28 protein-coding genes are annotated in these 26248 nt (G+C 72.0%); 9 read left to right on the top strand and 19 right to left on the bottom strand.

The genetic code is table 11. The features are described from left to right. The first annotated feature begins 28 nt into the window (after positions 1-28). Together ACIHEI_RS26175 and ACIHEI_RS26170 are read left to right on the top strand one after the other, a co-directional pair. Positions 29-1288: an MFS transporter gene (locus ACIHEI_RS26175; protein ID WP_396608296.1), complete on the top strand. Its 1260-nt coding sequence runs from the start codon at positions 29-31 to the stop codon at positions 1286-1288. Between the two features lie 93 nt (positions 1289-1381). Continuing rightward, on the top strand, positions 1382-1651 hold the full coding sequence (locus ACIHEI_RS26170) for an acylphosphatase (RefSeq protein WP_392946318.1): 270 nt from the start codon (positions 1382-1384) through the stop codon (positions 1649-1651). Between the two features lie 6 nt (positions 1652-1657). Here ACIHEI_RS26170 and ACIHEI_RS26165 read toward each other — a convergent pair whose 3' ends face one another. Then, positions 1658-2092, bottom strand: coding sequence for a cytidine deaminase (locus ACIHEI_RS26165; protein ID WP_396608295.1), 435 nt, complete (start codon positions 2090-2092; stop codon positions 1658-1660). A 67-nt stretch (positions 2093-2159) separates the two neighbouring features. Between ACIHEI_RS26165 and ACIHEI_RS26160 the strand changes: the two genes are divergently transcribed. After that, positions 2160-2798: a DinB family protein gene (locus ACIHEI_RS26160; protein ID WP_396608294.1), complete on the top strand. Its 639-nt coding sequence runs from the start codon at positions 2160-2162 to the stop codon at positions 2796-2798. Positions 2799-2850: 52 nt separating this feature from the next. Here the strand turns inward: ACIHEI_RS26160 and ACIHEI_RS26155 are convergent, their stop codons facing one another. The 4 genes from ACIHEI_RS26155 to ACIHEI_RS26140 form a co-directional block, all read right to left on the bottom strand. Then, complete coding sequence (locus tag ACIHEI_RS26155; protein WP_396608293.1) at positions 2851-4242, bottom strand: NAD(P)/FAD-dependent oxidoreductase; 1392 nt, start codon at positions 4240-4242, stop codon at positions 2851-2853. Between the two features lie 80 nt (positions 4243-4322). Then, the gene (locus ACIHEI_RS26150; protein ID WP_396608292.1) at positions 4323-4697 is read right to left on the bottom strand and encodes a cupin domain-containing protein; all 375 of its coding nucleotides are present in this window, start codon (positions 4695-4697) and stop codon (positions 4323-4325) included. After that, complete coding sequence (locus tag ACIHEI_RS26145) at positions 4694-6196, bottom strand: APC family permease (protein ID WP_396608291.1); 1503 nt, start codon at positions 6194-6196, stop codon at positions 4694-4696. The genes ACIHEI_RS26150 and ACIHEI_RS26145 overlap by 4 nt, the downstream gene beginning before the upstream one ends. A 237-nt stretch (positions 6197-6433) precedes the next feature. Then, positions 6434-7894 carry a PHB depolymerase family esterase gene (locus ACIHEI_RS26140; protein WP_396608290.1) on the bottom strand — a complete coding sequence of 487 codons (1461 nt, stop codon included), beginning with the start codon at positions 7892-7894 and terminating at the stop codon, positions 6434-6436. A 324-nt stretch (positions 7895-8218) separates the two neighbouring features. On the opposite strand from ACIHEI_RS26140, the gene ACIHEI_RS26135 reads away from it, so the two are divergent. Beyond that, positions 8219-9346 carry a PP2C family protein-serine/threonine phosphatase gene (locus ACIHEI_RS26135; protein ID WP_392946304.1) on the top strand — a complete coding sequence of 376 codons (1128 nt, stop codon included), beginning with the start codon at positions 8219-8221 and terminating at the stop codon, positions 9344-9346. Positions 9347-9374: 28 nt separating this feature from the next. On the opposite strand, the gene ACIHEI_RS26130 is transcribed toward ACIHEI_RS26135, so the two are convergent. Continuing rightward, positions 9375-9674 carry a hypothetical protein gene (locus tag ACIHEI_RS26130; protein WP_396608289.1) on the bottom strand — a complete coding sequence of 100 codons (300 nt, stop codon included), beginning with the start codon at positions 9672-9674 and terminating at the stop codon, positions 9375-9377. 121 nt (positions 9675-9795) lie between these two features. Here ACIHEI_RS26130 and ACIHEI_RS26125 point away from each other — a divergent pair, with 121 nt between their 5' ends. Beyond that, positions 9796-10824, top strand: coding sequence for a 2-dehydropantoate 2-reductase (locus tag ACIHEI_RS26125; protein WP_396608288.1), 1029 nt, complete (start codon positions 9796-9798; stop codon positions 10822-10824). Positions 10825-10918: 94 nt separating this feature from the next. Here the strand turns inward: ACIHEI_RS26125 and ACIHEI_RS26120 are convergent, their stop codons facing one another. Continuing rightward, positions 10919-11368 carry a hypothetical protein gene (locus tag ACIHEI_RS26120; RefSeq protein WP_392946296.1) on the bottom strand — a complete coding sequence of 150 codons (450 nt, stop codon included), beginning with the start codon at positions 11366-11368 and terminating at the stop codon, positions 10919-10921. 100 nt (positions 11369-11468) lie between these two features. Between ACIHEI_RS26120 and ACIHEI_RS26115 the strand changes: the two genes are divergently transcribed. Further along, positions 11469-12275, top strand: a complete 807-nt coding sequence (locus ACIHEI_RS26115; protein ID WP_396608287.1) for a phosphotransferase family protein — start codon at positions 11469-11471, stop codon at positions 12273-12275. Here the strand turns inward: ACIHEI_RS26115 and ACIHEI_RS26110 are convergent. The 6 genes from ACIHEI_RS26110 to ACIHEI_RS26085 form a co-directional block, all read right to left on the bottom strand. Further along, complete coding sequence (locus tag ACIHEI_RS26110; RefSeq protein ID WP_396608286.1) at positions 12269-13192, bottom strand: GNAT family N-acetyltransferase; 924 nt, start codon at positions 13190-13192, stop codon at positions 12269-12271. The two genes, ACIHEI_RS26115 and ACIHEI_RS26110, sit on opposite strands and share 7 nt — an antisense overlap. A 74-nt stretch (positions 13193-13266) precedes the next feature. Continuing rightward, on the bottom strand, positions 13267-13935 hold the full coding sequence (locus tag ACIHEI_RS26105) for an HAD family hydrolase (protein WP_396608285.1): 669 nt from the start codon (positions 13933-13935) through the stop codon (positions 13267-13269). Between the two features lie 312 nt (positions 13936-14247). Beyond that, positions 14248-14922 (bottom strand): maleylpyruvate isomerase N-terminal domain-containing protein, encoded by a 675-nt coding sequence (locus ACIHEI_RS26100; RefSeq protein ID WP_396608284.1) that lies wholly within the window; start codon positions 14920-14922, stop codon positions 14248-14250. Positions 14923-14961: 39 nt separating this feature from the next. After that, a complete protein-coding gene (locus tag ACIHEI_RS26095) occupies positions 14962-16275 on the bottom strand; it encodes a HEAT repeat domain-containing protein (RefSeq protein ID WP_396608283.1) in 1314 nt (437 codons plus the stop codon). A gap of 68 nt (positions 16276-16343) precedes the next feature. Next, positions 16344-17621, bottom strand: a complete 1278-nt coding sequence (locus ACIHEI_RS26090; protein WP_396608282.1) for a PP2C family protein-serine/threonine phosphatase — start codon at positions 17619-17621, stop codon at positions 16344-16346. Positions 17622-17769: 148 nt separating this feature from the next. Further along, entirely contained in the window at positions 17770-18201 is a 432-nt protein-coding gene (locus ACIHEI_RS26085; protein ID WP_396608281.1) for a hypothetical protein, read from the bottom strand. A gap of 239 nt (positions 18202-18440) precedes the next feature. Between ACIHEI_RS26085 and ACIHEI_RS26080 the strand changes: the two genes are divergently transcribed. Continuing rightward, on the top strand, positions 18441-18878 hold the full coding sequence (locus ACIHEI_RS26080) for a GNAT family N-acetyltransferase (RefSeq protein WP_396608280.1): 438 nt from the start codon (positions 18441-18443) through the stop codon (positions 18876-18878). Positions 18879-19064: 186 nt separating this feature from the next. Here the strand turns inward: ACIHEI_RS26080 and ACIHEI_RS26075 are convergent, their stop codons facing one another. Then, positions 19065-20231: an FAD-dependent monooxygenase gene (locus tag ACIHEI_RS26075; protein ID WP_396608279.1), complete on the bottom strand. Its 1167-nt coding sequence runs from the start codon at positions 20229-20231 to the stop codon at positions 19065-19067. Between the two features lie 247 nt (positions 20232-20478). Then, positions 20479-21018 (bottom strand): GNAT family N-acetyltransferase, encoded by a 540-nt coding sequence (locus tag ACIHEI_RS26070; RefSeq protein ID WP_396608278.1) that lies wholly within the window; start codon positions 21016-21018, stop codon positions 20479-20481. 164 nt (positions 21019-21182) lie between these two features. On the opposite strand from ACIHEI_RS26070, the gene ACIHEI_RS26065 reads away from it, so the two are divergent. Continuing rightward, complete coding sequence (locus ACIHEI_RS26065) at positions 21183-22409, top strand: MFS transporter (protein ID WP_396608277.1); 1227 nt, start codon at positions 21183-21185, stop codon at positions 22407-22409. A 20-nt stretch (positions 22410-22429) separates the two neighbouring features. Here ACIHEI_RS26065 and ACIHEI_RS26060 read toward each other — a convergent pair whose 3' ends face one another. Further along, positions 22430-22855 (bottom strand): SMI1/KNR4 family protein, encoded by a 426-nt coding sequence (locus ACIHEI_RS26060; protein ID WP_387862244.1) that lies wholly within the window; start codon positions 22853-22855, stop codon positions 22430-22432. A gap of 205 nt (positions 22856-23060) precedes the next feature. Here ACIHEI_RS26060 and ACIHEI_RS26055 point away from each other — a divergent pair, with 205 nt between their 5' ends. Beyond that, positions 23061-23474, top strand: a complete 414-nt coding sequence (locus tag ACIHEI_RS26055; protein ID WP_396608276.1) for a nuclear transport factor 2 family protein — start codon at positions 23061-23063, stop codon at positions 23472-23474. A 14-nt stretch (positions 23475-23488) separates the two neighbouring features. On the opposite strand, the gene ACIHEI_RS26050 is transcribed toward ACIHEI_RS26055, so the two are convergent. The 3 genes from ACIHEI_RS26050 to ACIHEI_RS26040 form a co-directional block, all read right to left on the bottom strand. After that, positions 23489-24097 (bottom strand): DJ-1/PfpI family protein, encoded by a 609-nt coding sequence (locus ACIHEI_RS26050; protein ID WP_396608275.1) that lies wholly within the window; start codon positions 24095-24097, stop codon positions 23489-23491. A 74-nt stretch (positions 24098-24171) separates the two neighbouring features. Next, a complete protein-coding gene (locus tag ACIHEI_RS26045) occupies positions 24172-24642 on the bottom strand; it encodes a MarR family transcriptional regulator (protein ID WP_392946259.1) in 471 nt (156 codons plus the stop codon). A gap of 82 nt (positions 24643-24724) precedes the next feature. Then, positions 24725-26176 (bottom strand): amidase, encoded by a 1452-nt coding sequence (locus ACIHEI_RS26040; protein WP_396608274.1) that lies wholly within the window; start codon positions 26174-26176, stop codon positions 24725-24727. Positions 26177-26248: the final 72 nt, after the last annotated feature.

Below are 26248 nucleotides of genomic sequence, written 5' to 3'. Positions count from 1 at the left end.
AATCGGACGCGGCATGGGGTGAAGCGGGATGAAGCGGGCCGGCGGGCTGGGTCGGGCGTTCGGGGTGCTGTGGTCGGCGTCGGCGGTGTCGACGCTCGGGGACGGAATCGTCGCGGCGGCGGCCCCGCTGCTGGTGACGTCGCTGACCAGGGATCCGGTGCTGGTCGGCCTGTCGGTGTTCGTCCAGCAGCTGCCGTGGCTGCTGCTGGCCCCGGTGAGCGGCGTGCTGGTGGACCGGGTGGACCGGCGGCGGCTGACGGTGGCGATGAACGCGGCGCGGGCCGCGCTGACGGCGGTGCTGGCGGGCGCGGTGTTCGCGGGGGTGGCCTCGCTGCCGCTGATCTACGCGGTGGGTCTGCTGCTGGGTGCCTGCGCGGCGCTGGGCGACAACGCGTCCGCCGTACTGCTGCCCGCGCTCGTCCCGTCCGAGCAGCTGCCACGCGCCAACTCCCGGATGTTCGGGGCCTATACGGTGCTCAACAAGCTGTGCGGCCCGCCGCTGGGCGCGGCGCTGTTCGGGGTGGCGGCCGGTGTGCCGATGACGGTCGACGCGCTGAGTTTCGCCGGCGCGGCCGTGCTGATCTCGATGCTGCCGCTGGTGCCGGGCAAGCAGCCGTCGGCGCCGGCGGCCGCCCGGGTGCCGGTGCGCCGTCAGTTCGGCGAGGCGGTGCGCTGGCTGTGGGCGAATCCGGCGGTGCGGACGCTGACGCTCGCGCTGTGCCTGATGAACGTGACGCTGATCGCCGGGTTCTCGATCATGGTGCTGTACGCCCGTGAGCACCTGGGGCTGTCCCCGTTCGGCTACGGCGCGCTGATGTCGGTCGGGGCGGTGGGCGGCCTGCTGGGGGCGGCGGTGGCGCCGCGGCTTCAGGCCCGGTTCTCGTCCTCGGTGCTGCTGCGCACCGGCCTGGTGCTGGAGACGCTGACGCATGTCGGTCTGGCGCTGGCGGGTTCGGCGTGGGTGGCGGGCGCGGTGCTGTGGATGTTCGGCGTGCACGGCGCGGTCTGGATGAACGTGGACCGGACGCTGGTGCAGCGCTCGGTGCCGGACGAGCTGCGCGGCCGGGTGATGAGCGTCTTCATGGCGCTGGCGGTCGGCGGTTCGGCGCTGGGCGCGCTGCTCGGCGGCCCGCTGGCCCGCGCGTTCGGCCTGACCGGGCCGTTCTGGTTCTCGGCGGCGGTGATGGCGGTGCTCACGCTGTTCGCCTGGCGCCCGTTCAGCCGCAGCATCGACGGCTACGACGCGGCCCCGGCCGCGCCGCGGCCGGTGGCGGCCACCACCAACTGACGGCCGGTCCGGCCCTGCCTGCCGCCGCGGGCCGCCCCGGCTGGGATATACCTGCGGGCAGTATCGGCGGCGAGCGGGGCGAGGTGGGTGCGGGTGATCCGGCGTCGGGTGCTGGTCTCGGGCACGGTGCAGGGCGTGTTCTTCCGCGACTCCTGCCGGCAGGCGGCGTCCCAGCTGGGCATCGCCGGCTGGGTGCGCAACCTGCCGGACGGGCGGGTGGAGGCCGTGTTCGAGGGCGACGAGGCGCCGGTGGAGACGATGGTGGGCTGGATGCGGCACGGCCCGTCCCGGGCGGTGGTCGAGCACGTCGAGGTGATCGACGAGGAGTTGGAGGGCCTCCTCGTCTTCGCCATCACCGACTGAGGACGGCTACTGCTCCTGGTAGGTCCACACCTCGTCGGGGAACACCCGGGCGAACCAGTGGGGTTGGACGTCGCGCAGCGTCAGGGTGCGCCAGCGCGTCGGGTCCTCGGGGACGGGGACGCCCACCTCGACGTCGGGGCCGTACGCGAACAGCCGTTCCTGGCAGACGCCGCACGGGGCGAGCACCCAGAACCCGCTGCCGTCGTCGGCGAAGGTGACGCACACCGAGGCCACCACCTTGCGGTCGCGCTTGTACGCCTCGCAGATCGCCCCGGTCTCGTGGCACAGCCGCACCGCGTTGTTCGGCGGCTCGGGCGCGGTGCTGGTCAGCACGGTGCCGTCGTCCAGCCGCAGCGCCGCGGCGCCGGCCCATTCCTGTCCGGGGAACCGGCGGCGGGTCAATTCGATTGCGGCATCGACGAGTTCTTGATCAATGGCCATGCCGGGAACGTTACCGGAGTGTGAAAACCCTTTGCGATCCGATTCCGGCCTTGACCACACTCCGGCCATGACGACCACCGACGAATCGAACATCCCCGATCAGCTCGCCACTGTGAAGCGGGATCTGAAGCTGTACCTGCAGGACGCCCGGGACGCGCTGCTGTGGAAGCTGGAGGGCCTGTCGGAGTACGACGTGCGCCGCCCGGTGACGCCGTCGGGCACGAACCTGCTCGGGGTGGTGAAGCATCTGACGGGCGCGGAGGCGGTCTACTTCGGCGAGACCTTCGGCCGTCCCTTCGACGGCGGGCCGGGCCTGTGGGTGGCGGGCGCCGCCGACGCCAACGACGATCTGTGGGCCCGCCCGGACGAGAGCCGCGAGGAGCTGATCGCCGAGTACCGCCGGGTCTGGGCGCATTCGGACGCGACCATCGACGACCTGCCGCTGGACGCCCTCGGCCAGGTCCCCTGGCCGCCGCGCCACCACCTCACGCTCGGCCGGATCCTGCTCCACCTGGTCGCCGAGACCCAGCGCCACACCGGCCAGGCCGACGTGGTCCGTGAACTCCTCGACGGCTCGACGGGACTGCGCCCGGGGGACGCCGTCCTCCCCGACGTCTCCCCCGACTGGTGGCCGGCCCACCACGCCCGGGTCGAGCAGGCCGCGCGCGAGGCCGCCCACGCGGCGGGCGAGAGCGTCCCGGACTGACAAGCGACCGCCGGCCGTCCCTCCGAGGGGCGGCCGGCGGAACGAACAGGCGTCAGCTGTCGAAGCCGAGGCCCAGGGTGTCCATGGTCTTCAGCCACAGGTTGCGGCGGCCGCCGTTGCGGTCGGCGCGGTCCAGCGACCACTTGGTGATGCCGATGCCGGCCCAGCGGACGGGCTCGGGCGGGAACGGCAGCGGCTTGCGGCGGACCATCTCCAGCGTGGTGAGCTCGGTGTTCTTGCGGGCCAGCAGGTCGAGCATCACCTCGGCGCCGAACCGGGTCGCGCCGACGCCGAGGCCGGTGTAGCCCGCGGCGAGCGCGACCTTGCCGTGGTAGGCGGTGTCGAAGAACGCGGAGAACCGGGTGCAGGTGTCGATCGCGCCGCCCCAGGCGTTGGTGAACCGGAGCCCCTCGAGCTGCGGGAAGGTCTCGAAGAAGTGCCGGGCGAGGGTCCGGTAGGTCTGCGGCCGGTGGTCGTACTCGTTGCGGACCTTGGCGCCGTAGTGGTAGATGGCGTCGTAGCCGCCCCACAGGATCCGGTTGTCGGCGGACAGCCGGTAGTAGTGGAACTGGTTGGCGCTGTCGCCGATGCCCTGCCGGCCCTGCCAGCCGATCGAGGCGAGCTGCTCGTCGCTGAGCGGTTCGGTCATCAGCGCGTAGTCGTACACCGGCACGGTGTAGGGGCGGATCCGCTTGATCAGCGAGGGGAACACGTTGGTGCCGAGCGCGACCTGGCGGGCGAACACCCGGCCGTAGGGGGTGCGCACGGCCATGCCGGAGCCGGACTCGGCGATGTCGGTGGCCCTGGTGTGCTCGAAGATCCGGACGCCGAGGCTCTCGCAGGCCTGCTTCAGGCCCCAGGCGAGCTTGGCGGGGTGGACCATGCCCACGCCGTCCTTGTCCCACAGCGCGCCGAGGTAGGTCGGCGAGTTGACCTGGGCGCGGATCGCGTCGGCGTCCAGCAGCTCGTAGTCGCCGTACTGCTTGGCGAGTTCGTACAGCTCGGCGAGTTCCTCGACCTGGTGCGGCTCGGTGGCGACGTCGAGTTCGCCGGTACGCTCCCAGTCGCAGTCGATGCCGTACGTGGTGATGGCGTCCTCGATGGACTGCAGGTTGCGGGCGCCGAGCTGTTCGAGGGCGGCGAGTTCGTCCGGCCAGCGCTCGTGGCCGTTGCCGAGGCCGTGGGTGAGGCTGGCGGCGCAGAAGCCGCCGTTGCGGCCGGAGGCGGCCCAGGCGATCTCCTGGCCCTCGATCAGGACCACGTCACAGCCGGGGTCGCGTTCCTTGGCGATCAGCGCGGTCCACAGGCCGCTGTAGCCGCCACCGACGACCAGCAGGTCGCAGCGGACGTCTCCGGTGAGCGCCGAGTTGGCCTGCGGACGACCGGGGTCCTCCAGCCAGAACGGGGTGGGCTTGGCGTCCCGCAGGGCGTGTACGGGGTCCATGTTCTCGGTTCCTTGCCTTGGGAGGGTGGCCGGCCCGGCCGTGGGGGCGGCCGGGCCGACTGCTGTGCCGTTCGCGGCGGTTATCGGTCCTCGTCCCCGGCCGCCTCCGGGCCGAGGTTGATGGTGTAGACCTTGCGGAGCGTCTCGTGGACGGTCCAGGTGGTGCGGTCGCCTTCGCGCAGCACCGCGAGGTCCCCGGGGCCGAGCTCCAGGACGGGGCCGTCCTCGAAGGCGACGGTGGCCCGGCCGCTGAGGACGACGAACATCTCGTCGGCCTCGGTGTCGGTGACCACGCCGGGCGTGATCTGCCAGATCCCGCGGATCTGGCGGCCGTCGGCGGACTCCCAGACCACCTTGCCGGTGACCTCGGGGGTGCCGGAGACGATCTGCTCGGCATCGAGCGGCTCGGGTTCCAGCTCAACGTCCGGGACGTGCAGGGCGAAGCTGTTGATCATGCCTCGACGCTACCCGTTCCGGTGCCGGTGGCGGCCTTGTCACTGTGTGCCGGGTCCCACTGCGACCCTGACAGCCCGTAGGCGTCGCCGTGCACCGACCCGTTCGCGGCGGCGGCCCGGTCGAGCGCGGCGGACTCCTTGGCGGCCTTGCGCAGCGACAGCAGCGGGAAGAGCACCAGCGAGATGCCGACCACGATCAGGCAGAGCTTGACGGCCCTGCTGCCCTCCTCGTTGTACTGCTCAATGGCGGCCCAGACGCTGATCGAGGTCAGGCAGACGGTGATCAGGCCGACGCTCCACCAGCCGCCGGGGATCTTGTAGGGGCGCTCCAGCTCGGGCTCGCGGATCCGCAGCGCGATCAGGGCCGCGACCTCCAGCAGGATGCCGAGGTTGGTGAGGAAGACGTCGAAGATCACCAGCTTGCTGAAGCTGGAGAAGCAGAACAGCGCGTAGATGACGGACGATCCGATGATCGACGCGATCGGCATCTTGTAGCGCTTGCTCTCCTTGGAGACCCACCTGGGCAGGTAGCCGTCCTGCGAGAGGGCGGACGGGAGGCGCGAGTAGGAGGCGAGCAGCGCGGAGAACATCGCGACCGAGGCGAACAGGCCGCCGATGGTGACGGTGTACTGGAGCCAGGGGCCGGCCAGTTGGCCGGCGATGTCGGAGAACGAGCCGTCCTTCCAGTTCGTCCAGCCGTTGTCGCCGTCCGCGCCGACCGCGAGGGCGGCCACCGAGGGCAGCAGGTAGCCGACGACGATCAGCAGGACGGCCCAGAACAGCGCCTTGGGCAGGTGCTTCTTCGGGTTCTCCATCTCGCCGGCCACGGTGGAGACCGAGTCCCAGCCGGAGTAGTTCCACATCACGATGAACAGGCCGGAGCCGAAGGCGTTCCAGGTGGACTGGCCCTGTTCGGCGGTCAGTGGGGTGACCGGGTTGATGCCCTCGGTCAGCAGGTGGTAGCCGCCGATCGCGGTGAGGATCAGCATCGGGGTGAGGCAGATGATCGCGAACAGCACCGAGGAGTCGCCGACCCAGCCCGCGCCCATCAGGTTCAGCAGTGTAAAGATCACGATGACGCCGGAGCAGATCACCCAGTTCAGGTCCACGTCGAGGTTGTGGCCGGCGATCAGCGGGACGGTGAAGAACACGTGCTTACCGGGGGCGACGACGCCGATCAGGCTGGACAGGTACGAGGTGAACATGACCGGGTAGAGCGCCATGTCGACGAAGCTGCACACCCAGGCCAGCACGCCCTGCTGGAAGGCCCAGAATCGGCCGAGGCCGCGCTTGACCCAGTGGTAGTAGCCGCCCTCGACAGGGATGGCGGTGCCGAGTTCGGCGCAGACCAGGGCGTGCGGCACGCTGTAGATGAGCGGGGCGATCAGGATCAGCAGGATTCCCATGCCGGGCCCCGACGTCGAGAACAGCGGCTCGATGCCGTAGGCGCCGCCGGAGACGCTGAAGAAGATCAGGGCGACCAGGGGAACCAGGCTCACGCGCTTGGGCGTTGCCCACCGGGTCTCCGGCGGGGCCACGGGGATGGCGGTCATTTTCACCTTGGCAATCGGGTGTCGGCTCGGATGTCTGAGGTGCACGAGTCTGGCCGCCCCGTTGACGTAGGACAATCATTCAATCTGTCAGACGTCTTGTTGCCCCCCTGACACTCTGGTGGGCCCCACCGGCGAATCCGGCAGAGCCCACATCACCGCTGGTCAGAGCTTGTCCGGACGGGTTCAGGCGGTGCAGCCGGAGTCCGCGAGCACGAAGTACCCGGCCGAGGTCTCCTTCAAGGTGTGAACCACGAACAGGTTCCACAGCCCCATGTTCTGGTTGGAGCCGTTCGCATATGCGTACCCGCCGCTCTGGTGGGCGCGGCCCGCCGAGACCTGGTTGTAGTTGTTGTCGGTGTAGCACTTGGGCGTGAACACACTGCCGGTGGTGGTCCCCGTCACGGCCGAACTCGCCGCTCCCACCGCCCCGTTGGCGTCCACCGCCGCGACCGTCCAGGCGTACCCGGTGCCCGCGGTCAGCCCGGTGTCGGTGTAGGTGGTGCCGGCGCTGGTGCCGACCTGCGCGCCGCCCCGGTACACGGTGTAGGACGCCGCGCCCGGTACCGCGTTCCAGCTCAGCGAGGCGGTGGTGTCCGTGGTGCCGGTGACGCTCAGGCCGCCCGGTGCGGGCAGCTGACCGTTGTTGCCGCTGCCGTCCAGACCCCAGAACAGACCGGTGTAGTACGACGAGCAGATGGTGTTCAGGAAGTAGGCGCCGGCCTGGCCGCAGTTGGCGGTACCGCTGCCCGGGCTGACCGGCAGACCGTGGCCCATCCCCGACACGCTGTACAGCTGCACCGCCGGCTTCCCGGCGCTGTCGTCGTACACGCTCAACGTGGTGCCGCCGGGCAGCGACCGGGTGGCGGACGCGGTCTGCGGGATGCCCCACACATTGGTCCACTGGTCACGCAGCTCGGTGGCGTTGACCGGCGCCACGGTGGTGTCCGAACTGCCGTGCCAGATCGCCACCCGCGGCCACGGCCCGGCCCAACCCGGGTTCGACGCCCGCACCTTGTCGCCCCACTGGGCGGGCGTCAGATTCTGGCTGGAGTTCTGACAGCCGGACGCGGCGGACTGCGTCGTCGCGCACTGCGCGGGCAGACCGGAGGCGATCGAACCGCCCGCGAACACGTCCGGGTAGTCGGCCAGCAGATCGGCCGCCATGCCCGCGCCCGCCGACAGGCCCGTCACGTACACCCGCGACGGGTCACTGCCGTACAGCGCCACCGCCTTGTCCACCATCTGCTTGACCGACAGCGCCTCGCCCTTGCCCCGGGTGTCCTTGGAGCTGTCGAACCAGGAGAAGCAGGACAGCATGTTGTTGGTCGAGTTGGTCTGCGGGAACACCACCGCGAAGCCCCAGCGGTCGGCGAGCTGCGCCCAACCCGAGTTGCCGTAGTAGTCGTTGGCGGTCTGGGTGCAGCCGTGCAACGCCACCACCAGCGGCTTGCCGGTGGCCAGCCCGCTCGGGACGTAGCTGTACATCGCCAGGTTCCCCGGGTTGCTGCCGAACCCGGTGACCTGGCCGAGCCCCGCCGCCGAGGCCTGCGGGGCGCCGGCCAGCACACCTACGGTCAGTACCGCTCCAGCGAGCAGCGCCTTTGCCCAGTGTCCGATCCGTCCCTTGCCGAAGTGTCCTGCCATGTGGGGGCTCCGCTCTCGCCGTGTGCTCATCTGCCTTGAGTGGGGGGTGGCCGAGCACGTTTGGCGTGAATCATCGGCGCGGACCAGGTGGCCGCCCATGGCCCGGCGCACCACCGAGGGGCCGACTGGCATGGTGGCGGCGAACATTGAGGCGCTCATCGGCTCCGCGCCGCGCCGATCATCCGACCGGGTCCGCCCACGGTCCGGCGTGGCGGCGGCCGTTGAGCTACCCATTCGCTCCGCGCCGCGTTGATCATTTGGCCGGTGCCGCCCGCCCGCGCCTCCCACACCCGGGCGCGCCGCCCGGGTAGCGTTCACCAGGCCATGCCCACGATCACCGACAAGTCGGATCCTTCGCGGCCGCGACCGGTCCTGACCGCCCTCACCCGCCTGTCCCCGTTCCTGCTGATCGCCCTCGCGGCGGCCGCCGACAGCGAAACCCCCGCCGGCCAGCGCTACGACCGTTTCGTGGTGGCCGCCCCCGCGCTCGCCGCCGCCAGCTGGGGCCCCGCCGGGACACTCGCCATCGGCGGACTCGCCGTGCTCACCGAAGTGGTGCTGGCCCTGATCCGCGACCACAGTGTCGGCGCGGCCGGCGCCTCGGTGATCGCCGCGACCATCACCGTCACCCTGGCCGCCGCGTACACCGCCGCCCAACGGGTGCACCGCGAACGGGACCTGGCGATGGTCCGCTCGGTCGCGCAGACCGCCCAGGAGGTGGTGCTGCGTCCACTGCCCGACCGGATCAACAGCGTCGACCTCGCCCTCTACTACGCGGCCGCCGCCGAACAGGCCCAGATCGGCGGCGACTTCTACGAGGCCGTACGAACCCCCTTCGGGGTGCGGATCATCCTCGGCGACGTCCAGGGCAAGGGCCTCCCCGCCGTCGAGATGGCGGCCGCGCTGCTCGGCTCGTTCCGCGAAGCCGCCTACGACTCCAAGGACCTCCCCGCCCTCGCCAGCCGCCTGGAGACCGGCCTGCACCGCTACGCCGAGCGGGCATCCTCACCCGACGCCGCCGAACGCTTCGCCACCGCCGTCCTGTTGGAGATCCCCGACGACCGCCCCGAGGCCCGCCTCCTCAACTGCGGCCACCCGCCACCCGTCCTGATCCAGCCCCACGGCGTCCGCCTCCTCGAACCCGAGGTCCCCCTGCCGCCACTCAACCTGTCCGCCCTGGTCGCCTCCGACTACCGCTCCGCGACCGTCCCCTTCGGCCCCGGCGACCGCGTCCTCCTCTACACCGACGGCGTCTCCGAAACCCGCGACCGCCACGGCGAGTTCTACCCCCTCCCCGACCGCCTCGCCCGCTGGACCACCGACCCCTCCCCCACCGTCCTCCACAACCTCCGCCGCGACCTCCGCCACTACGCCGGCGGCCCACCCGACGACGACCTCGCCGCCCTCCTCGCCACCCGCCACACCGAACCCGACGGCCCGTCCGGGCACTGACGGACCGTCGATCCGTTCGACAAGGAGATCAGAACGGAACCGGCAGCCCGGCCTCGCGCAGCCGGGCCAGGGCCGCCGACATGCAGTGCTGCACCGTCCTCCCGTCCGCCCGGATGCCCTGCTCCAGGGGACCCCCGCTTGCGGCGAACGTCCACGCCGGTGCGTTGTCGGCCACCCGCTCGGCGTCCACCCTGATCATCGCGTTCACGCCCTGCTCGCCCAGCCATTCCAGGACGAGGAGCGTCACGTCCTCGATGCCACTGTCCTGGTCGGTCTTCGGCCCGCGGCCCTGGTCCATCGTCATGACCTCCGTGTTGGGATGACGCATGGCTGTATCTTCGCCCGGTGAGAACCCCGGCTGCCAGCACTTTACCCAGCGGCACCTGCACTGACGGGGAGGCGACCGGGCGGTAACCTCGGGGCCGTTGCCGTCCGACGAAGGAGATCCCGTGTCCGAAGACCGTTCCGCTTCCCCGCTGCGGATCGTCGTGTTCGGGGCGGGCAGCGTCGGCTGCCGTCTCGGTGGGGCGCTGTCGGCCGTCGCCGAGGTGACGCTGATCGGGCGTCCGGCGGCGATGGCCGAACTCGACCGTGTGGGGCTGACGTTGACCGGGCCGGGCGACCGTCGGCTGCGGGCCCGGCCGGGCACTGCGGTGGATGCCTCGGCCGCTGCCGGGGCCGACTACGTGCTGGTGACCGTCAAGTCTTCGGACACCGCCGAGGCCGCCCGTGAGCTCGCCCCGCACCTGGACGAGCGGAGCACCGTGATCAGTTTCCAGAACGGGCTGCACAACGCCCGCCTGCTCGCCGAGGGTCTTCCGGGGCGCCGGGTGCTGGCCGGGATGGTTCCGTTCAACGTGGTCCGCACCGGGCCGGGCGCGTTCCACCAGGGCACCGACGGCCGCCTGATGCTCGAACGCGCCGACACCGCAGAGCGGTTCGCCGCCGTCTCGGAGGCGGCCGGGCTGCCGGTGGAGTTGCGTGGCGACATGCCGCAGGTGCAGGCGGCGAAGCTGCTGCTCAACCTGAACAACGCGGTGAACGCGCTGTCCGGGCGGCCGCTCCGCGAGCAACTCGGCAGCAGGCCGTACCGGTTGGTGCTGGCGCGGTGTCAGCGTGAGGGTCTGGCGGCGTTGCGGGCGGCGGGGCTGGTGCCGGCCCGGCTCGGTCCGGTTCCGGCGTCGTGGATGCCCGCCGTACTGAGGCTGCCGGACGGGCTGTTCCGGCGGCTCGCGGCGGCGAGTCTGCGGGTGGACGCGCAGGCCCGGTCCTCGATGTGGGAGGACCTGCAGCGTGGCCGCCGTACCGAGGTCGACGAACTCCAGGGCGAGGTGGTGGCCCTCGCCGCCCGGCACGGGCTGGCGGCGCCCGCGAACCGGCGGCTGCTGGAGCTGGTCCGGGAGGCCGAGTCCGCGCCGACCCCGCCGTCCTGGTCGGGGCCCGAACTGCTGGCCGCACTCGACACCCGGGCGCGGTGATCCTGCGGGGTCCGGCACTGACGGTGGCTCGATGTGACGTTCAGCCTCGGTACGGCAGCCCCCGCAACAGCACCTGCCGCGACGGCCGTCGAGGTCACCGGGACTGCTGATCGCCCGGCTGCCGCACCGTCACGTTGCTGGTCTCGACCCGGCCGATCTGCAGGGCGATGCCGTGCACGTCGGCGGTGATCTCGTTGTGGATGGTGGTCACCTCGATGCGCGGCCCGGCGCCCTGCGGGGCGATCTCGTCGAGCAGGGCACGGAGTTCGGCGACGGCGGTCGGGTCCTCGCGCAGGACGGTGAGCAGCCGCTGTTCCCAGTCCTGCCGGACGTTCTCGCGGACCGCGGGCAGGCCGTTCTCCTCGGCGTCGAGGACCTCGGCGTAGGCGAGTTCCATCCGGGCGTCCTCCACCCGGCTCTCCCGGCCGCGGGTGAGCAGCCGGCCGACCCGGTCGCGCACCTGCCCCCACAGGTCGGTGGCCACGGCGCCGACCAGCGCCGTCGCCCCGGAGGCCGCCAGTTCGGCCAGTTCGGTCCCCACCATGTCGTTGCCGCCCCTCGTTGTCCGTGTGCTGCTCCCCCTAGCCTAGTGACGCACACCGACCCCCGACGCCGCTTTCCCACCGGTACCGAAAGCTGACGCCATGACCACCTCGTGGACCACCCACGGTGTCGAGTTCCTCCCCGACACCGTCCGCAAGCGTTTCCGCCCGGACGCGGACGGCGACCCGGACCGCGAGTGGCGGGCGCTCACCCTGCTCGACCGGTACGCGCCGGGCCTGGCGCCGCGCCCGCTGTCGCTGGACGGGCGCACCGTCACCATGTCCAGGCTGCCCGGACTCCCGTTGCGCGGCACCGAGTTGACGCCCGCGCACCTGGACGCCCTGGCCCGCGCCACCGACCGTCTGCTGCACGCCGTCCCGCCCGAGGAGCTGGCCGCGCTCCCGGAGCGCCGCTGGTACGTCGGCGACTCGGTGGCCGCGATCCGCCGCCGCGCGGCGCTGCCCTCGCTGCCCTCGCTGCCGGCGCTGCCGGCGCTGCCGGCGCTGGTGGCCGGGCTGCGCTGGCTGGCGGGCGCAGAGGCCTCGTTGTCAGCACCGTGGGCGCCGGTGCTCGGGCAGGCGGACGGGAACCTGGCCAACTTCCTCTGGGACGGCGCCGACGTCCGGCTGGTCGACTTCGAGGACTCGGGGCGCAGCGACCGCCCGTACGAGCTCGCCGAGTTGGTCGAGCACCTCTCGGCGTGGGTGGACACCGACCTGGACGCGGCGGCGTTCCTCGGCCGGTTCACGCTCTCTCCCGCCGAGCAGGCCCGGCTGCTGGAGTGCCGGCGCCTGTTCGCCCTGCTGTGGCTGGTGTTCCTGGCCACCGACCCGGCGACGGCGGCCCGCAACCCGCCGGGCACCACCGAACGGCAGGCCGCCCGCCTGCTGGCTCTGCTGGACTACTGAAGGGTCTTCTTCAGCACCGTGGAACTGTGCCGGACCGTCATGCCGGCCTTCAGGTAGAGGTCGAGCGCGCCGGTCCCGGAGTGCGTCCACAGGGTGCAGCTGCGCAGGCCGGCGGCGCGGCAGGCGTGGAAGGTGTGGCGCAGCAGGTGGCGGGCGATGCCGCGGTGGCGGTGGCCGCCGTGGACGGCGACGTTCTCCACGTAGCCCTCGCCGGTGTCGGGCAGGTCGAGGGCGAGGGCGGCGCCGACCAACTGGCCGTTGGCGGCGAAGGCGAGCGGGGAGCGGTCGGCGGCGAAGCTGGGGCGGCGCACGGTGTGGGCGGCCCATTCGTCGAAGTCCTTGCGGCGCTGCTGCCATTCGTCGAAGGCGTCCTCGATGAGCCGGTGCGTGGCCTGCTCGTCCGCCGGATCGCCGGCCCGGAAGGGGCGGACGGTGATGCCCTCGAGTGCGGGCGGCAGCTGCTCGGGCAGGTCGTCGAGGTCGATGGCGAGCAGCCAGCTGGTGGCGGCGGGGTGGAAGCCGTGGGCGTGCAGCAGAGCGGTGGCGGCCGTGTCGCGGTCGGGGACGACATGGGCGAGTTCGGCCGTGCCGGCTTCGCGGGCCCGCTGTTCGATCCAGCGCAGCAGTGCGGTGCCGATGCCGCGGCCGCGGTGGTCGGGGTGCACGTCGGCGTCGGTGAGCCGGTCCGTCCAGGCCCAGCCGGCGAGTCGCCCGTCGGGGGCGTGCACCAGCAGGGTGTCGGTGGCCGGGTCGAGTCCGGGGCGGGCGAACACGGCGGCGAGCGCGCCGGCGTCGGTGGTGGCCGTGCCGTCGAGGGCGCGTTCGCAGGTGTGGACGAGGTCCTGGACGGCGGGGAGGTCGGTGGCCGGGTCGATCGGCCGTGCGGTGTGGCCGGGGGGAAGTTCGACCTGCGCCATGGGGATTCCCTTCGGTGGTGCGGACGGGGTGTCAGCCGGTGGTGACGCGCAGCGGTGCGGACAGGTGCAGGGTGTCAGCCGGTGGTGGCGCGCAGCAGTGCGGGCAGCTGCCGCATGTCGGAGAAGAGTACGGTGCCCGGGCCGGTGAGCGCGTCCGCGCCGGTGGGTCCGCCGGTGTAGCCGAAGCAGCGCATGCCGGCGGCGCGGGCGGCCCGGGTGCCGGGGCCGCTGTCCTCGACCACGGCGCACACCTCCGGGGCGAAGCCCATCCGCTGCGCGGCGTGCAGGAACAGGTCGGGGGCGGGCTTTCCGCGTTCCACCTCGGTGGCGCTGAAGATCCGTCCCTCGAAGTGCTCGTACAGGCCGGTCCGGCCGAGGGTGCGCCGCATCTTGTCGTGCGTCCCGCTGGAGGCGACGCAGGACGGCAGGCCGAGCGCGGCGAGTGCCTCCACGATGCCGTCCACCGGCTCCAGTTCGGTGTCCACCAGCTCGCGGTGCCGCTGTTCGAAGCGCTGCTCCCACTCGGCGGCGACGGTCTTGCCGAGGCGCTCGGCGACCACCTGCCAGCCGGCGGCGTGCGAGCGTCCGATGAAGTGCCGCACCACCTCGGCCTCGGTGAGCGGCCAGCCGAGCTGCGCACCGACCTCCTGCTGAACGCGTACCGCGATCCGCTCGCTGTCCACCAGGACGCCGTCGCAGTCGAAGATCACCAGTTCGACAGGCTTGCTGTTCGAGTCGATCATCCGCTCAGCATATTTCTCACTGCCCGAACGATCGTGCGGCCAACGGAAATTGAGTTGCCGTCGGGGCGTGGCGTCGATCACGATCACCGCATGGACTTTTAGCGGATGCCACGCATCGGGGCCTGGCAGGCCCTGACCGCCGACCTGTCGCGCGACCGACCTCGCGGCCCCCAAAGGCCCTGTGGGCCGTGCGCCAGTCCGTCCTGCCCGCCGTCCAGTGGCCGCACGAGGAGGCCCTCGGGGCGTACCGACCACCGCGACACGGCCTCCCGGACCACCGCCGCCCGGGAGGCCGTGCCCAACTGCTCGCTCTCAGCCGAGCGTCAGCCAGGTGATCCCGGCGCGCTTCACCTCGGCCTGCTCGGCGGCGTCCAGCTCGGCACGGCCGGTGGCCTTGCGCAGCAGTGTTGCCCGGTCCCAGCCGAGCGCCTTGCGGACGGACGGACCGTCGGCGTCCGTGAGCAGTAGGTCTTCCAGGACGTCCGAGGCCTGGTTCGTCAGCCAGGCCGGGCGGTCGAGCGCGTCGGCCAGGTCGAGGCCGTGGACGGCGAGTTCGACCACTCGGGTGATCATGAACTCGGTGAGCAGCATCGGGTCACCGTGCCGGGTCCGTACCACTCGCGTCGCGGATTCGGCCTCGAACCGGTCCGCCACGCCCCGCCAGGTCCGTTCGAACTCGCCGACCGGCTCGGTGCCGTCGGCCGTGTCGCGGGCGAGCGCGATCCGGGCGCTGTTGGTGGCCGCGTCGAAGCGCTCGTCGGGACGGTAGTAGCCCACCGCCGTCACCTCGGCCCGCTCCGGTTCGGGCGCCGCCACCATCGCCTCCACCCGCCCGATCGCGACCCGGACGTGCGCCAGCAGCTCGACCACCGTCCACGGCTCGCACCGCGTGGCCCGCGCCCAGTCCGCGTCCTCCAGCCCGGCCATCGCTGCCCCGAGCGCCCCGGCCTCGGCCCGAAATGCCGTCCCCACCAGTTCAGTTCGCATACCGGCCCACGCTACCCGAACGCACCCGACGCCCTTCAATCAGAGCGTGAGCGCCCCAGTCGGAGCGCCAAGCCTGCGACCGTACTCGGTGAGAGCGAGGACGCCGGTGCCCCGAGCCGGTGTGCTCGCGTCGACCGACCGGGGGTCCAGGCTCAGTTCAGCGGCCAGGCCGGGCGCCAACTCGAGCAGTTCCCATACCCATTCGTCGCCCTCCTCCTCGATGTTCACGTGGCCGCCTGCCAGCGCGGGCAGGCCAACAGCGGTTCGACGCTGCTGCTCGTAGGCAAGCGGCGCCCCCAGTTCCAGGTCCTGCGCGTCCTCGCCGGGTATGTAGGCGAAGCGCCGCACGATCGTGCCCTGCTCGGCGACCAGAACCGCCGAGCCGTCGCCCTGGTAACTGTGCCAATAGGCCTGGGCTCTCCCGTACTTGGCACTCAGCTGCGCACACACCTCCAGGACCTCGTCCTCGCGCTCGGCGGAGCTCGGGTCGCACCATGACCCGACCACCAGAGTCCAACCGGCGAGCTCAGGGGTGACGAACACGCGGCGGTACTGATCGAGCGGGTTCTCGTCCAGGCCGGCGTGACTGTCGCAGTCGGCAACGTCCACACCGGTGGCGAACGGCACCGGACGCGGCGACGAGAGGCCGAGCAACTCGATCACCCCCGCCTGGTCACCCGTACTCACCGCAATCCACGAGAGGAAGCAGCAAGAGATGGGAGTGGGTACGTCGTCGGGCAGCTTGATCCGCACCAACCGCTCCAGCGCCGCCAGGTCGCGCGCGCTCAGCACCGCCTCCCCGCCGATCTCCGCCAGCGCCTCCAGCGCGCCCGCCCGCGCGGCGCCGGGGCCACCGCGACGCACCGCCTGCAGCAGGGGCACCACAGCGTCACCCCACCACGCGAACGACCGCAGGGCCGCCCGCCGCACCTCCGCGTCCGGGTCGCCCAGCAACGGGACCACCCGCTCGGCGAACCGCAGTCCGTCGTCCCCGCACTCGCCGATGGCCATGACCGCCGCGCGACGCACCACCGGGTCCTCATGCGTCAGCGCACCGTTGTAACCGTCCAGCGCCACTGCCCCGAGACCGGTGAACACCCGGAGCGCCCGCCAGTACGTCTGCCCCGCAGCCACGCTCCGCAGAACGTTCAGCACCAGCGGAAACGCCGAGGGGCCCATGCGGCGAAGGACACCCAGCAGCGCGGCCTCGCTCACCGGCGAAGCAGCGTCGCCCAGGTGCTCCATCAACGCCGGCAGAGCAGCCGGGCCGAGCGCGGCCAACGCGTCCTCGGCGGCCCGGCGGTCCGCGTCGTCGGGAGCCGCGAGGCGCAGAACCAGCTGGTGGGGGGTCATGGCCGCACGCTAGCGGGCGGCACGGACAATCGGGCAGGTTGGCGCAGCGGCCGCGGCCGGCCCACGGCTCAGGCGCGGGGCGGGGTGCGGATGGCCAGGACAGCCATGTCGTCGTGGCCGTCGCCGGGGTGCAGGTCCGCGAGGAGGTGGACCAGTTGGTCGAGTGGAAGGTCGGCGTGTGCGGCGGCGAGGGTGGCGAGGGCGGCGAGGCCCTCGTCGATGTCGCGGTCGGGGCGTTCGACCAGGCCGTCGGTGAAGAACAGGACGGTGGCGCCGCTGGGGAGCGGGTGGGTGTGGTCGGGGCGGTGCAGGGTGGGGTCGACGCCGATCGGGATGCCGGGTTCGCCTTCCAGGTACCAGGTGCGCCCGTCCGGCCCGAGGACGAGTGGCGGCGGGTGCCCGGCGGTGCTCCAGCGCATGGTCCAGCCGTCCCCGGCGGCGGGTTCGATCCGGGCCAGGCAGGCGGTGGTGACGGGCAGGTCGGTGATGGCCTCGACGGTGCGGTCGAGCTGGGTCAGCACCGAACTGGGCGGGCTGCGGCGGTCGTACAGCAGTGCGCGCAGCATGTTGCGGGCCTGGGCCATGGCGGCCGCGGCGTTCAGGTCGTGGCCGACGACGTCGCCGATGACGGCCGCGCATGCGTGGTCGGGCAGGATGACGGCGTCGTACCAGTCCCCGCCGACGCCGGCCGGGTCGGCGGCGGTGCGGTACGCGGCGGCCCCGGTGAACGGCGACAGGTCCGGCAGTGTGGGCAGCAGCATCCGTTGGAACTGCGCGGCGCTGTCCCGCATGTACCCGAACAGGCGGGCGTTCTCGATGGCGATGCCCGCCGCGCCCGCGAGTGCCTGCACCACCTCCTCGTCGGCCTGGTCGAACGGCCGCCCGTCCCGGCGTTCGGACAGGTACAGGTCGCCGTAGATCGCCCCTCGGACGGTGATCGCCACGCCCAGCAGCGTCCGCATCGGCGGGTGGCCCGGCGGGAAGCCGACCGACGCCGGATGCGCGGCGATGTCCGTCACCCGCAGCGGTTCGGGGTTCCGGATGAGGTGCCCGAGCACCCCGCGTCCGCGCGGGAAGTCGACCCCGGCCAGATCCGCGCGTTCCTCCGGCGACAGCCCGGCCGTCACGAACTGCTCCAGCCGGTCCCCGGACGGCGCGAGAATCCCGAGCGCGCCGTACCGCGCGCCGGCCAGTTCCATCGCCGTGGTGACGATCCGGTGCAGCACCGTCGGCAGATCCAGGTCACCCCCGATGGCCAGCACCGCCGACAGCAGCCCCTGCAACCGGTCCCTGGCCTCGCCCAGCGCACGCAACTGCGCCGCGATGTCCTCCACCTGCTCGTTCATCGCCCCCACGGTAGCCACGACACCACCGTCCCCACCGGTCAACACGCGCTGCACGCCCCGGCCCGCGCCCGGTTTTCGCCGAGTACACCCGCCTGCGGGGACGGCACGGGCCCGCCGGCAGACGCGGTGGTGGCCCGGTTCGGACGGCTCAACTGCCGTGCGGCTCGCAGGAGGCCGGCTTCAGGCGGCACTCGTCGAGGACCTGCGCCACCGCGGCCCGCGCCTCGTCCCCGTCCGGCAGTTCGACGAGCAGTTCGCCGGCCGCCACCAGGGCTTCCCAGAACTCCACCGGCCGGCCCCGCCCGGTACGCGGGCCGAGGCGCGCGAGCGAGCGCAGGACCGAGTCCAACTCGCCCTGCGCGAACCGGCGCGAGAGCCCGAGCGCGTGCCCGCTCCCCAAACCTCCCATGGCAGCCACCGCGGCCCGCAGCCGTTCCGCGACCGCCAGTTCCCGCGCGTCGAGTTGCCGGTGGATGTCGAACACGCCGACCGTCTCCAGCAGTTCGCCGTACAACGCCCCCTCACCGACCCGGAACTGGCTCTGCGCCACGTCCGGATCGCTCTGCAAACGCTGCCGCAACTCCGGCTCCGGGTCCCCATCGCCAGGCCGACCGCCACTGCCGCGTCCCACCACCGCACCGTCCGTGCGGCCAACTCGCCGCACACCACGGCCGGTTCCGCCCCCGACCGCAGCCGCTCCCGAGCCTCCTCGGCCAGGCTCCCGCCGTCCGCCACGCCCGTCTCCCGTCGCATTCGATCCGCTGCCGCTACCGCCGCGATCCCGCTCGCTCCTGGCTCTTCCCACTATGGTCTCGGCCCATGAGTACCGACATCGCGATCGCCCGCGAGGCGAATGACGAACTGGTGACCGCATTCGCCCGCCTGCTCCCCCAACTGTCCACTACAGCCGCGCCGTTGGACCACGACGCGGTCGCCCGCCTGGTGACCTGCGACTCGAACACGCTGCTGGTGGCCCGGCTCGACGGGGTGATCGTGGGTGTGCTGACGCTGGTCGTGTCGCCGCTGCCGTCCGGTCTGCGGGCCCGGATCGAGGATGTGGTGGTCGATGCCGCCGCCCGCGGACACGGCGTCGGTGCCGCACTGACCGACGAGGCCGTCCGGCTGGCGAAGGACGCGGGCGCCCGGACCGTCGATCTGACGTCCCGTCCGTCGCGGGGAGCGGCGAACCGCCTCTACGAGCGGGCCGGGTTCCGGACCAGGGACTCGATGGTCTACCGGTACACCGTCGCCGAGTAACTCGCCTGCCGGGGCTCAGAGTTCCGACGACGCAGCGAGAGCAACGCGAGGTCGTGCCGTCTCCCCCGGCGCAGGCACCGCCGCGACATTCGCCTGGTGCGCGCTGCCAGTCGGATCGCTGCGCGCCGGCAGCGACCCGGCCGGCCCTGCGGTCGGCCTCCGTTCCGGCCGGGAAGCCGAGGGCGGTCAGGTGGAGGCGAAGTAGCGGCGGGCGGTCGGCGTGCCCAGCGACGACCGGGCGGCCAAGGAGACCCCTGCCTGCGAGAGTGCGGCCAGGTGGGTCAGCCGCTCGCGCTCCCAGCCCGCGAGCCGCTCGTGCGGCAGGCCCCGGCCCGGCACCCATCCGCGCAGGGCAGTCGCGAGCGAGGCGGCGTCACCGACCGCCTTGGCGGCTCCTGAGGCGGTGTGGGGGCGCACCGTGCCGGCGGCGTCGCCGATCAGCGCGGCGTGGTCGGCGACCATCCGGTGGGGTGCGAGGTCGAAAATCGGCTGCATGAAGACCTTGGACAGCCTGACCAACTGCGCGAACGGCGCCGGCATCACTTGCTCCGCCGTGGCCGCCAGCTCGGCCTCGATCTGCGGCAGCAGCTCACCGGGCGGCAGGAAGGTCGAGTACGCCTTGCCCGAGCGGCTCGCCAGCAGCCTGGGCAGTTCGGTCTCCGGAACGGTCATGTGGCAGACCCAGTTGACCCGCCTGGACCCCTCGGTGCGTTCGCCGTTCGGGCCCGGGACGAGGTAGCACAGCATCTGCAGGCCGTCCGCGCCGAAGAAGGTGAACCTGCCGGCCAGCAGTTCCAGCAGCTCGCCGGGCAGCGCGGACTCCGGTTCCAGGCCTCGCCAGGACACGTACCCCGCGTACCTGGAGCGGGAGGAGGGGTCGAACAGCCGGCGGGTCGTCGAGCCGATTCCGTCGGCGCCCACCAGGAAGTGCCCCTGCGTCGTGTACCCGTCCGCGAACTCGGCCGTGACCTTGCCGTCCTCCACCCGGACGTGCCGCAGTGCGCTGTCCATCCGGTAGCAGACCTCGTCGAGGGGCACGCGCAGCGTGCGGTGGAGGACGTCCCACGCGCTCATCAACTGCGGGGCCTCGTAACGGGTGGGCCTGCCCCGGCGGTGCAGCCACTGGCGCTCCGTCAACTCGACGCTGACCTCTCGCGCGGAGCTGCCCAGCTTGGCCAGCAGCGCCTCCACCTCCGGTTGCATGACGATCCCGGCGCCGCGGGTCGCCATTTGGCCGCCCGAACGCTCGTACACCGCCACCTCGGCACCCGTACCCCGCAACTCGTGCGCCGCCGCGAGGCCCGCGAAAGACCCCCCGACGATCACCACCCTGGCTGCCTCGTCAGTCCGCATTGCATGCCTCTCTCCGCCACCGGCCCCGATGCCGCTGGACCATTCGATCTTGGGCCGCGCCGCGAACCTCCCGCAACCCCAAGCCAGTTCGACCGGTGATCTGTGCGCAGAGGGGAAAATTCCGTGGGCGCGCGTGGACAAACAGGGCCGGAACGGCCCGGCAGACTTCGCTCGGCGAACACACACCCCACCACCGCTCGGCCTGCCGAGGCACCGGGTCTCCGTGGTGCCGGTGCCGGTGCCTGCGCTACGGGAGCGCGAAGCGCCACATGTCGCGCGGTTCGCCGCCGACCTCCTGATGCGCGGGCACCAGCGTCTCGCGCCGGTAGCCGGCCCGTTCGGCGGTGCGCAGCGAGCCGGTGTTCCACGGCTCCACGTACAACTCGACGCGCGGGACGGCGAGTTCGCCGAACGCCCAGTCCGTGACGGCTTTCAGCCCGATGAGTGCGACGCCCCTGCCCCGGCCGCTCCCCGGCACCCAGTAGCCGGCGGTGGCACTGCCGCGCAGCGGCAGTTCGCCGACCCACAGGCCGACGTTCCCGACGGCCCGCCCGTCGGGGTCCTCGATGACGAACGGGTAGCCGGTGCCGATCTCGGTACGCCGCCACTGCCGTTGCACGAACGCGTCGGCCTCCGCGTCGGAGTAGGGCGCGGGCACGGTGGTGATCAGCGGAATGTACGGGTCGGTGGCGGCCTCGCGCAGCAACGCCCGGTCCGTCAGCTCCCAACGCCGCAGCCGGAATCCGTTCTCCGCCGCGATCTCCGGCATCACTCTGGGCAGGTCCACTCGCCCATCCTCGCCCAACCGCCCCACCGACGGCCAATCACCTCGGCTTCCCCGCCGGGCCTGCCCCGTCCCCCGTAACGGTGATGACGGAAAGCCGCCAGCCTCCACCCGGGGGCCCTGCTGAACTGGCCGGACATCGAACGATCCGGTACAGGACGGAATTCATGGCCACCTCCGCTGCTTCACGCCCCCGCACGGCCAACCGGCCGGCCCGATCTCCCGTGGTCGGGTGGCTGTCCGTGGTGGCGGTCATGTTGGGGATCTTTTCGATCGTCACGACCGAGATCCTGCCGATCGGCCTGCTCACCTCGATCGGGTCCGACTTCGCGGTCTCGGACGGGGTGGCGGGGCTGATGATGACCATGCCCGGCCTGCTCGCCGCGGTCTCGGCGCCGCTGGTCACCGCAGCCACCGCCCGCATCGACCGCCGGGCGATGCTGGGGGCGTTCATGCTCCTGCTGGCCCTGGCGAACGGACTGGCGGTTGTCGCGCCCAGCTTCGAACTGGTGGTGGTCTCACGGGTCTTGGTGGGCGTCACCATCGGCGGCTTCTGGTCGATCGCGGCCGGGGTCGCCGATCGGCTGGTGCCTGCGGACCGCGTCGGCCGCGCCGTCTCGGTGATCTTCTCGGCCGTCCCGCTGGGGTCCGTCCTCGGGGTACCGGTCGGCACGTTCATCGGCGACGTGGCGGGCTGGCGTGCGGCGTTCGCCGTCATGGGCGCGCTGTCGGCCGGCGTGTTCGTCCTGCTGCTGGTGGTCGTGCCGCCCCTGCCGCCGGCCGGGGCCACCCGGCTGCGGGTGCTGGGCAGCCTGTTCCGCAGCGTGAACGTCCGCTTGGCGTTGCTGCTGACCATGCTCATCGTGCTGGCCCACTTCGGGGCGTACACCTATGTGACGCCGTTCCTCGAACAGGTCACGCATGCGGGCCCGGCACTGATCACCGTCTTCCTGCTGGTCTACGGAGCCGCGGGCATCCTCGGCAACTTCCTCGGCGGCGCCCTGGTCGCCCGGCGCCCCCGCACCGGTTTCGGCGCGGCGGCGGCCCTGCTCGCCGGGGCCACTCTGCTGCTGCCGGTGCTGGGCGGATCGAAGGCCGGCGCGGTGAGCCTGTTGTTCGTGTGGGGCGTCGCCTACGGAGCGGTGCCCGTGTCCTCGCAGACCTGGTTCGCCAAGGCGGCCCCGAACGTACCCGAGGCGGCGTCGGTGCTCTTCACCGCCTCGTTCCAGGCCACCATCTCGCTCGGCGCACTGGCCGGCGGCAGCATCGTGGACCGCACCTCCCCGTCCACGGTCATGACCCTCGCCGGCATCACGTCCGGCCTCGTGGTCCTGACCGTACTGACCCACTTCACCCGCGGCCTCACCTGGCCGAACGGCAGCACCGACAACTGACGGCTGCGACCGTCGTGTGTCTAGCGGTACCAGTCTCCGCTCTCGCGCAGAGCCCGCTCAAGGTACTGCCGCAGGCTTGCTGTCGCCATGTACCGGCTGTCCGTCTCGTGGTCCCAGACGAAGACCTCGTCCCGCTCGGGCGTGCGGATGAAGGCGAACTGGTCGGAGGCGTTGTCCCCGAAGAACATCAGCGGCTCGAAAGGCATGTAGAGGCCGGCGAAGCCCGGGGTATCGCGGAATTCGGCATTGCCTTTCGCGATTTGTTCGGCGCTCCAGATCGTGTCGAGACCGTTGCGGGACACTCCGTTGCACTCTCGCAGCAAAGTCGCGAGATCCTCCGGCAGGTGCTGGCCCAGGACCTGCTCGACCGCAATCAGGGAGGCCTCATCGGCCGGCGCACCGAGCTCGGCGTTCGGTGCCATCTCAAGAATCAGTTCGCGCCACATGAGGTGAGTCTTTCAAACGCCGACCGAGCGCTGCGGGCGGGCCGGGCGGAACGGGCAACTCCCGGGGTGCCGTCCCAGCGGGCGGAGCAACAACGCCGCTGACAGCGGACTTGCGCGGGAGCTGTCAGGTTCTCGGCTGACGGTTCGTCAATCGGGCGTAGGCTCCGAGTCAATCCATCACGAACGACACCTTGGGGGTACCGCCATGACCGATTCGCCGCTCCTGGACGTCCTGGCCCGCTACCAGCGGGCGATGCTCCGGCTGGATGCCGATGCGTTGGCGGAGCTGTATGCGCCGGACGGGGTGCACGAGTTCCCGTTCCGGTTCCCGGGCTTTCCGGCGCGGTTCGAGGGGCGGGAGGCGATCCGGGCGGGGTACAAGGCGGCGTGGTCGGGGACTCCGGCGCGGCCGACGGGGATCGAGGAGACGGGCGTGCATCTGTCGACCGATCCGGAGGTGCTGGTGGCCGAGCAGACGGTGCGGGGTGAAATCGCGGGTGGGCGCGGCGAGTTCGCCATCCCGGGGCTGCTGGTGCTGCGGGTCCGCGACGGGCTGATCGTTCACGCCCGCGACTACATGGACGGCCTCGCCGTCACCGGTGGGCTGCGCGAGCAGTAGGAATCGGGCCGGCGTCAGCCCCGTACGGCCTCGCCCGCGCGGACGGCGCGGAGAGCCCGTTCGACCGTCTCCTGCTGTTCGCCGACCGGGGCCACGTAGCCGATGGCGCCGCGCGCGGCGTCGGTGCCGAGTGCGCGGGTGATGACCCAGGTGGCGAGGTACTGGGATGCCAGGCAGCCGCCCGCAGTGGCGATGTTGCCCTCGGCGTGGAACGGCGCGTCCAGGACGGTCACGCCGCGCGCTTCGACGAAGGGCCGGGTGGTGACGTCCGTGCAGGCGGGCATGTCGTTCAGCAGTCCGAGCCGGGCGAGCACCAGCGCGCCGGAGCACTGTGCGCCGATCAACTGCCGGGCGGGGTCGAGCGGGAGCCGCGAGATCAGCCGGTCGTCGGCGACCACGTCGCGCGTTTTCACGCCGCTGCCGATCAGGACGACGTCGGCTTCGGTGACGAATTCCATCGGGCGCTGTCCGGTCACCTCCACGCCGTTCATGGAGGTGACCTGCGGCGTCGGGGTGGTGATGAAGGCCTCCAGGCCGTCCTTGCGGCAGCGGTTGATGGTGGCGGAGGCAACGAAGCTGTCGAGTTCGTTGAATCCGTCGAAGGTGACCACGGCTACCTGCATCACAACTCCTTCAAAGGCACGGTGCCCCAAGTCTCCCCCGACGCATCGTCCCGTCAAGTGAGGCGAACGAGCTGTCAGTCGTGACCGAGCCGTTCCAGGACGGCCATGGCCGCGATCACCGTCTGCCTTTCCGCTTCGGTGCACTTGGTCTGGAGTTCGGCGGCGAGCCATTCGCTGCGGGCCCGTCGGCCGTCCTCGGCGCGGCGGCGGCCCTCGGGGGTGAGCACGATGAGCATCCGGCGGCCGTCGTCGGGGTCGCGGCGGCGTTCCACCAGGCCCTGGGCGGTGAGGGCGGCGATGGTGGTGGCCATCGACTGGTGGCGCATGCCCTCGGCGACGGCCAGGTCGCTGGTGGTCAGGCCCTGGCCGTCGTCGTCGAGCAGCCGTCCCATGGCGGAGGCCTGGGTGAGCGTCAGGTCGCCCGTTCCGGCGGCGGCCCGGATGCGCCGGCGCAGGCGGCCGATCACCGACCGCACCTGCTGCGAGGCCTGCACGGCGGACGGTGCGGCCTCCGGGTCTTCACTCACCTCCGGGTCTTCACTCATGGGGGTCACCCTAGGTTCCCGGCGGCCGGATGTAGCGGCGAACTGTATATTCGGGCCGCTCAAAAGCTCCGGGACCGACGGCTCACCTCGGTGCCCGGAAGCCGCCGATCTCCCGTTCCAGCAGTTCGGCCAGCCGCAGCGGGGTGCGGTCCTCGAACATCGGTCCGATGATCTGCACGCCGACCGGCAGGCCCTCGGGCGACGGTCCCGTCGGGACGGCGGTGGCGGGCAGGCCCGGCATGGTGGCCACGCCGGCCCAGACGAGCTGGTCGAAGTACGGGTACTCGGCGCCGTCGATGTCGAGCCGGCGCTGGAGCGGGTCGGGGTTGTGGTCGTGCGGGAACGCGGGCGTGGGCGTGATCGGGCACACCACGGCGTCGTACTCGGCGAAGAGCTGCCGCCAGCCGTGGCGGTGGAGCTCGCGGCGGAAGTTCACTCCCATCCAGTCGCTGTGGCTGAGCACCATGCCGCGCAGCCCCGCCGCGTCGAGGCTCTGGTCGTCCGCCGCCAGCCCGGCGGCGCGGGCCTGGATGTGCTCACGCGCTTCGACGGGGAAGCGTGCGATGGTGCCTGCGAACAGGAGCTGCCGGTAGATCCGGGCGGCTTCGCCGAGGTCGGGCAGAAGCGGACTGTGCCGGTCGACGCGGGCGCCGCCTGCGACGAGCGCGCCTGCCACCCGGTTCAGGCCCGCCCGCACGGCGGAGCCGGTCGGAATGTACGGGTGCTCCTCGACGACCAGGACCCGGAAGTCGCCGATCCGGTCGTGGCGCGCGGGCGGCAGCGCCAGCTGGTACGCCACACCGTGCGTCAGCGGGTCCGGCCCGGCCATCACGTCGAGCAGCAGCGTGAGGTCACGGGCGGTACGCGCCATCGGGCCGACGACGGCGAGGTCGTGCTCGGACGGCAGGGCCGGCCCGGGCGGCGGAACCATGCCGCGGCTCGGCAAAAGCCCGAGTGTCGGTTTGTGCGCGTAGACACCGCAGAAATGCGCGGGGGTGCGCAACGAGCCGCCGAGGTCGGAGCCGATGGACAGCGCGCCGAAGCCGGACGCCAGGGCCGCCGCCGATCCGCCGGAGGATCCGCCCGAAGTACGGCCGTGGTTCCAGGGGTTGTTGGTGGTGCCGTAGATCTCGTTGAAGCTCTGGATGTCCTGCAGCCCGAGGGGCACGTTGGTCTTGCCGAGCACCACCGCGCCCGCGGCCTTGAGCCGCGACACCTGGAGGGCGTCCTCGGCCGGCACGAAGTCCCGGTGCGGCGGCAGGCCCCAGGTGGTGGGCAGCCCGGCGATGTCGTAGCACTCCTTGACCGTCACCGGGATGCCGAGCAGCGGCCGGTCCTCGCCGCGGGCGCGTGCCTGGTCGGCGTCGCGCGCGGCGGCCCGGGCGCGGTCGAAGTCCGGCACGCAGATCGCGTTGATCGTCTTGTCGTCCCGCTCGATTCGGGCGATCGCCTCGTCGGTCAGCTCCACCGAGGTCACCTCGCCGGCGCGCAGGGCAGCGGCGAGTTCTTCGGCCGACTTGAAGTTCCAGTCCATGAATCGGACCGTACGCGCCCCCGGGACCGGGCACGAAATTGAATTTCGCACAACGGGTTCGCTGTCCGAGTG

Source organism: Kitasatospora sp. NPDC051984, from assembly GCF_044593455.1.
Taxonomy (GTDB): Bacteria; Actinomycetota; Actinomycetes; order Streptomycetales; family Streptomycetaceae; genus Kitasatospora.
The sequence above is the reverse complement of the archived record's forward strand: the minus strand, read 5'-3'. Positions and strand labels throughout refer to the sequence as shown.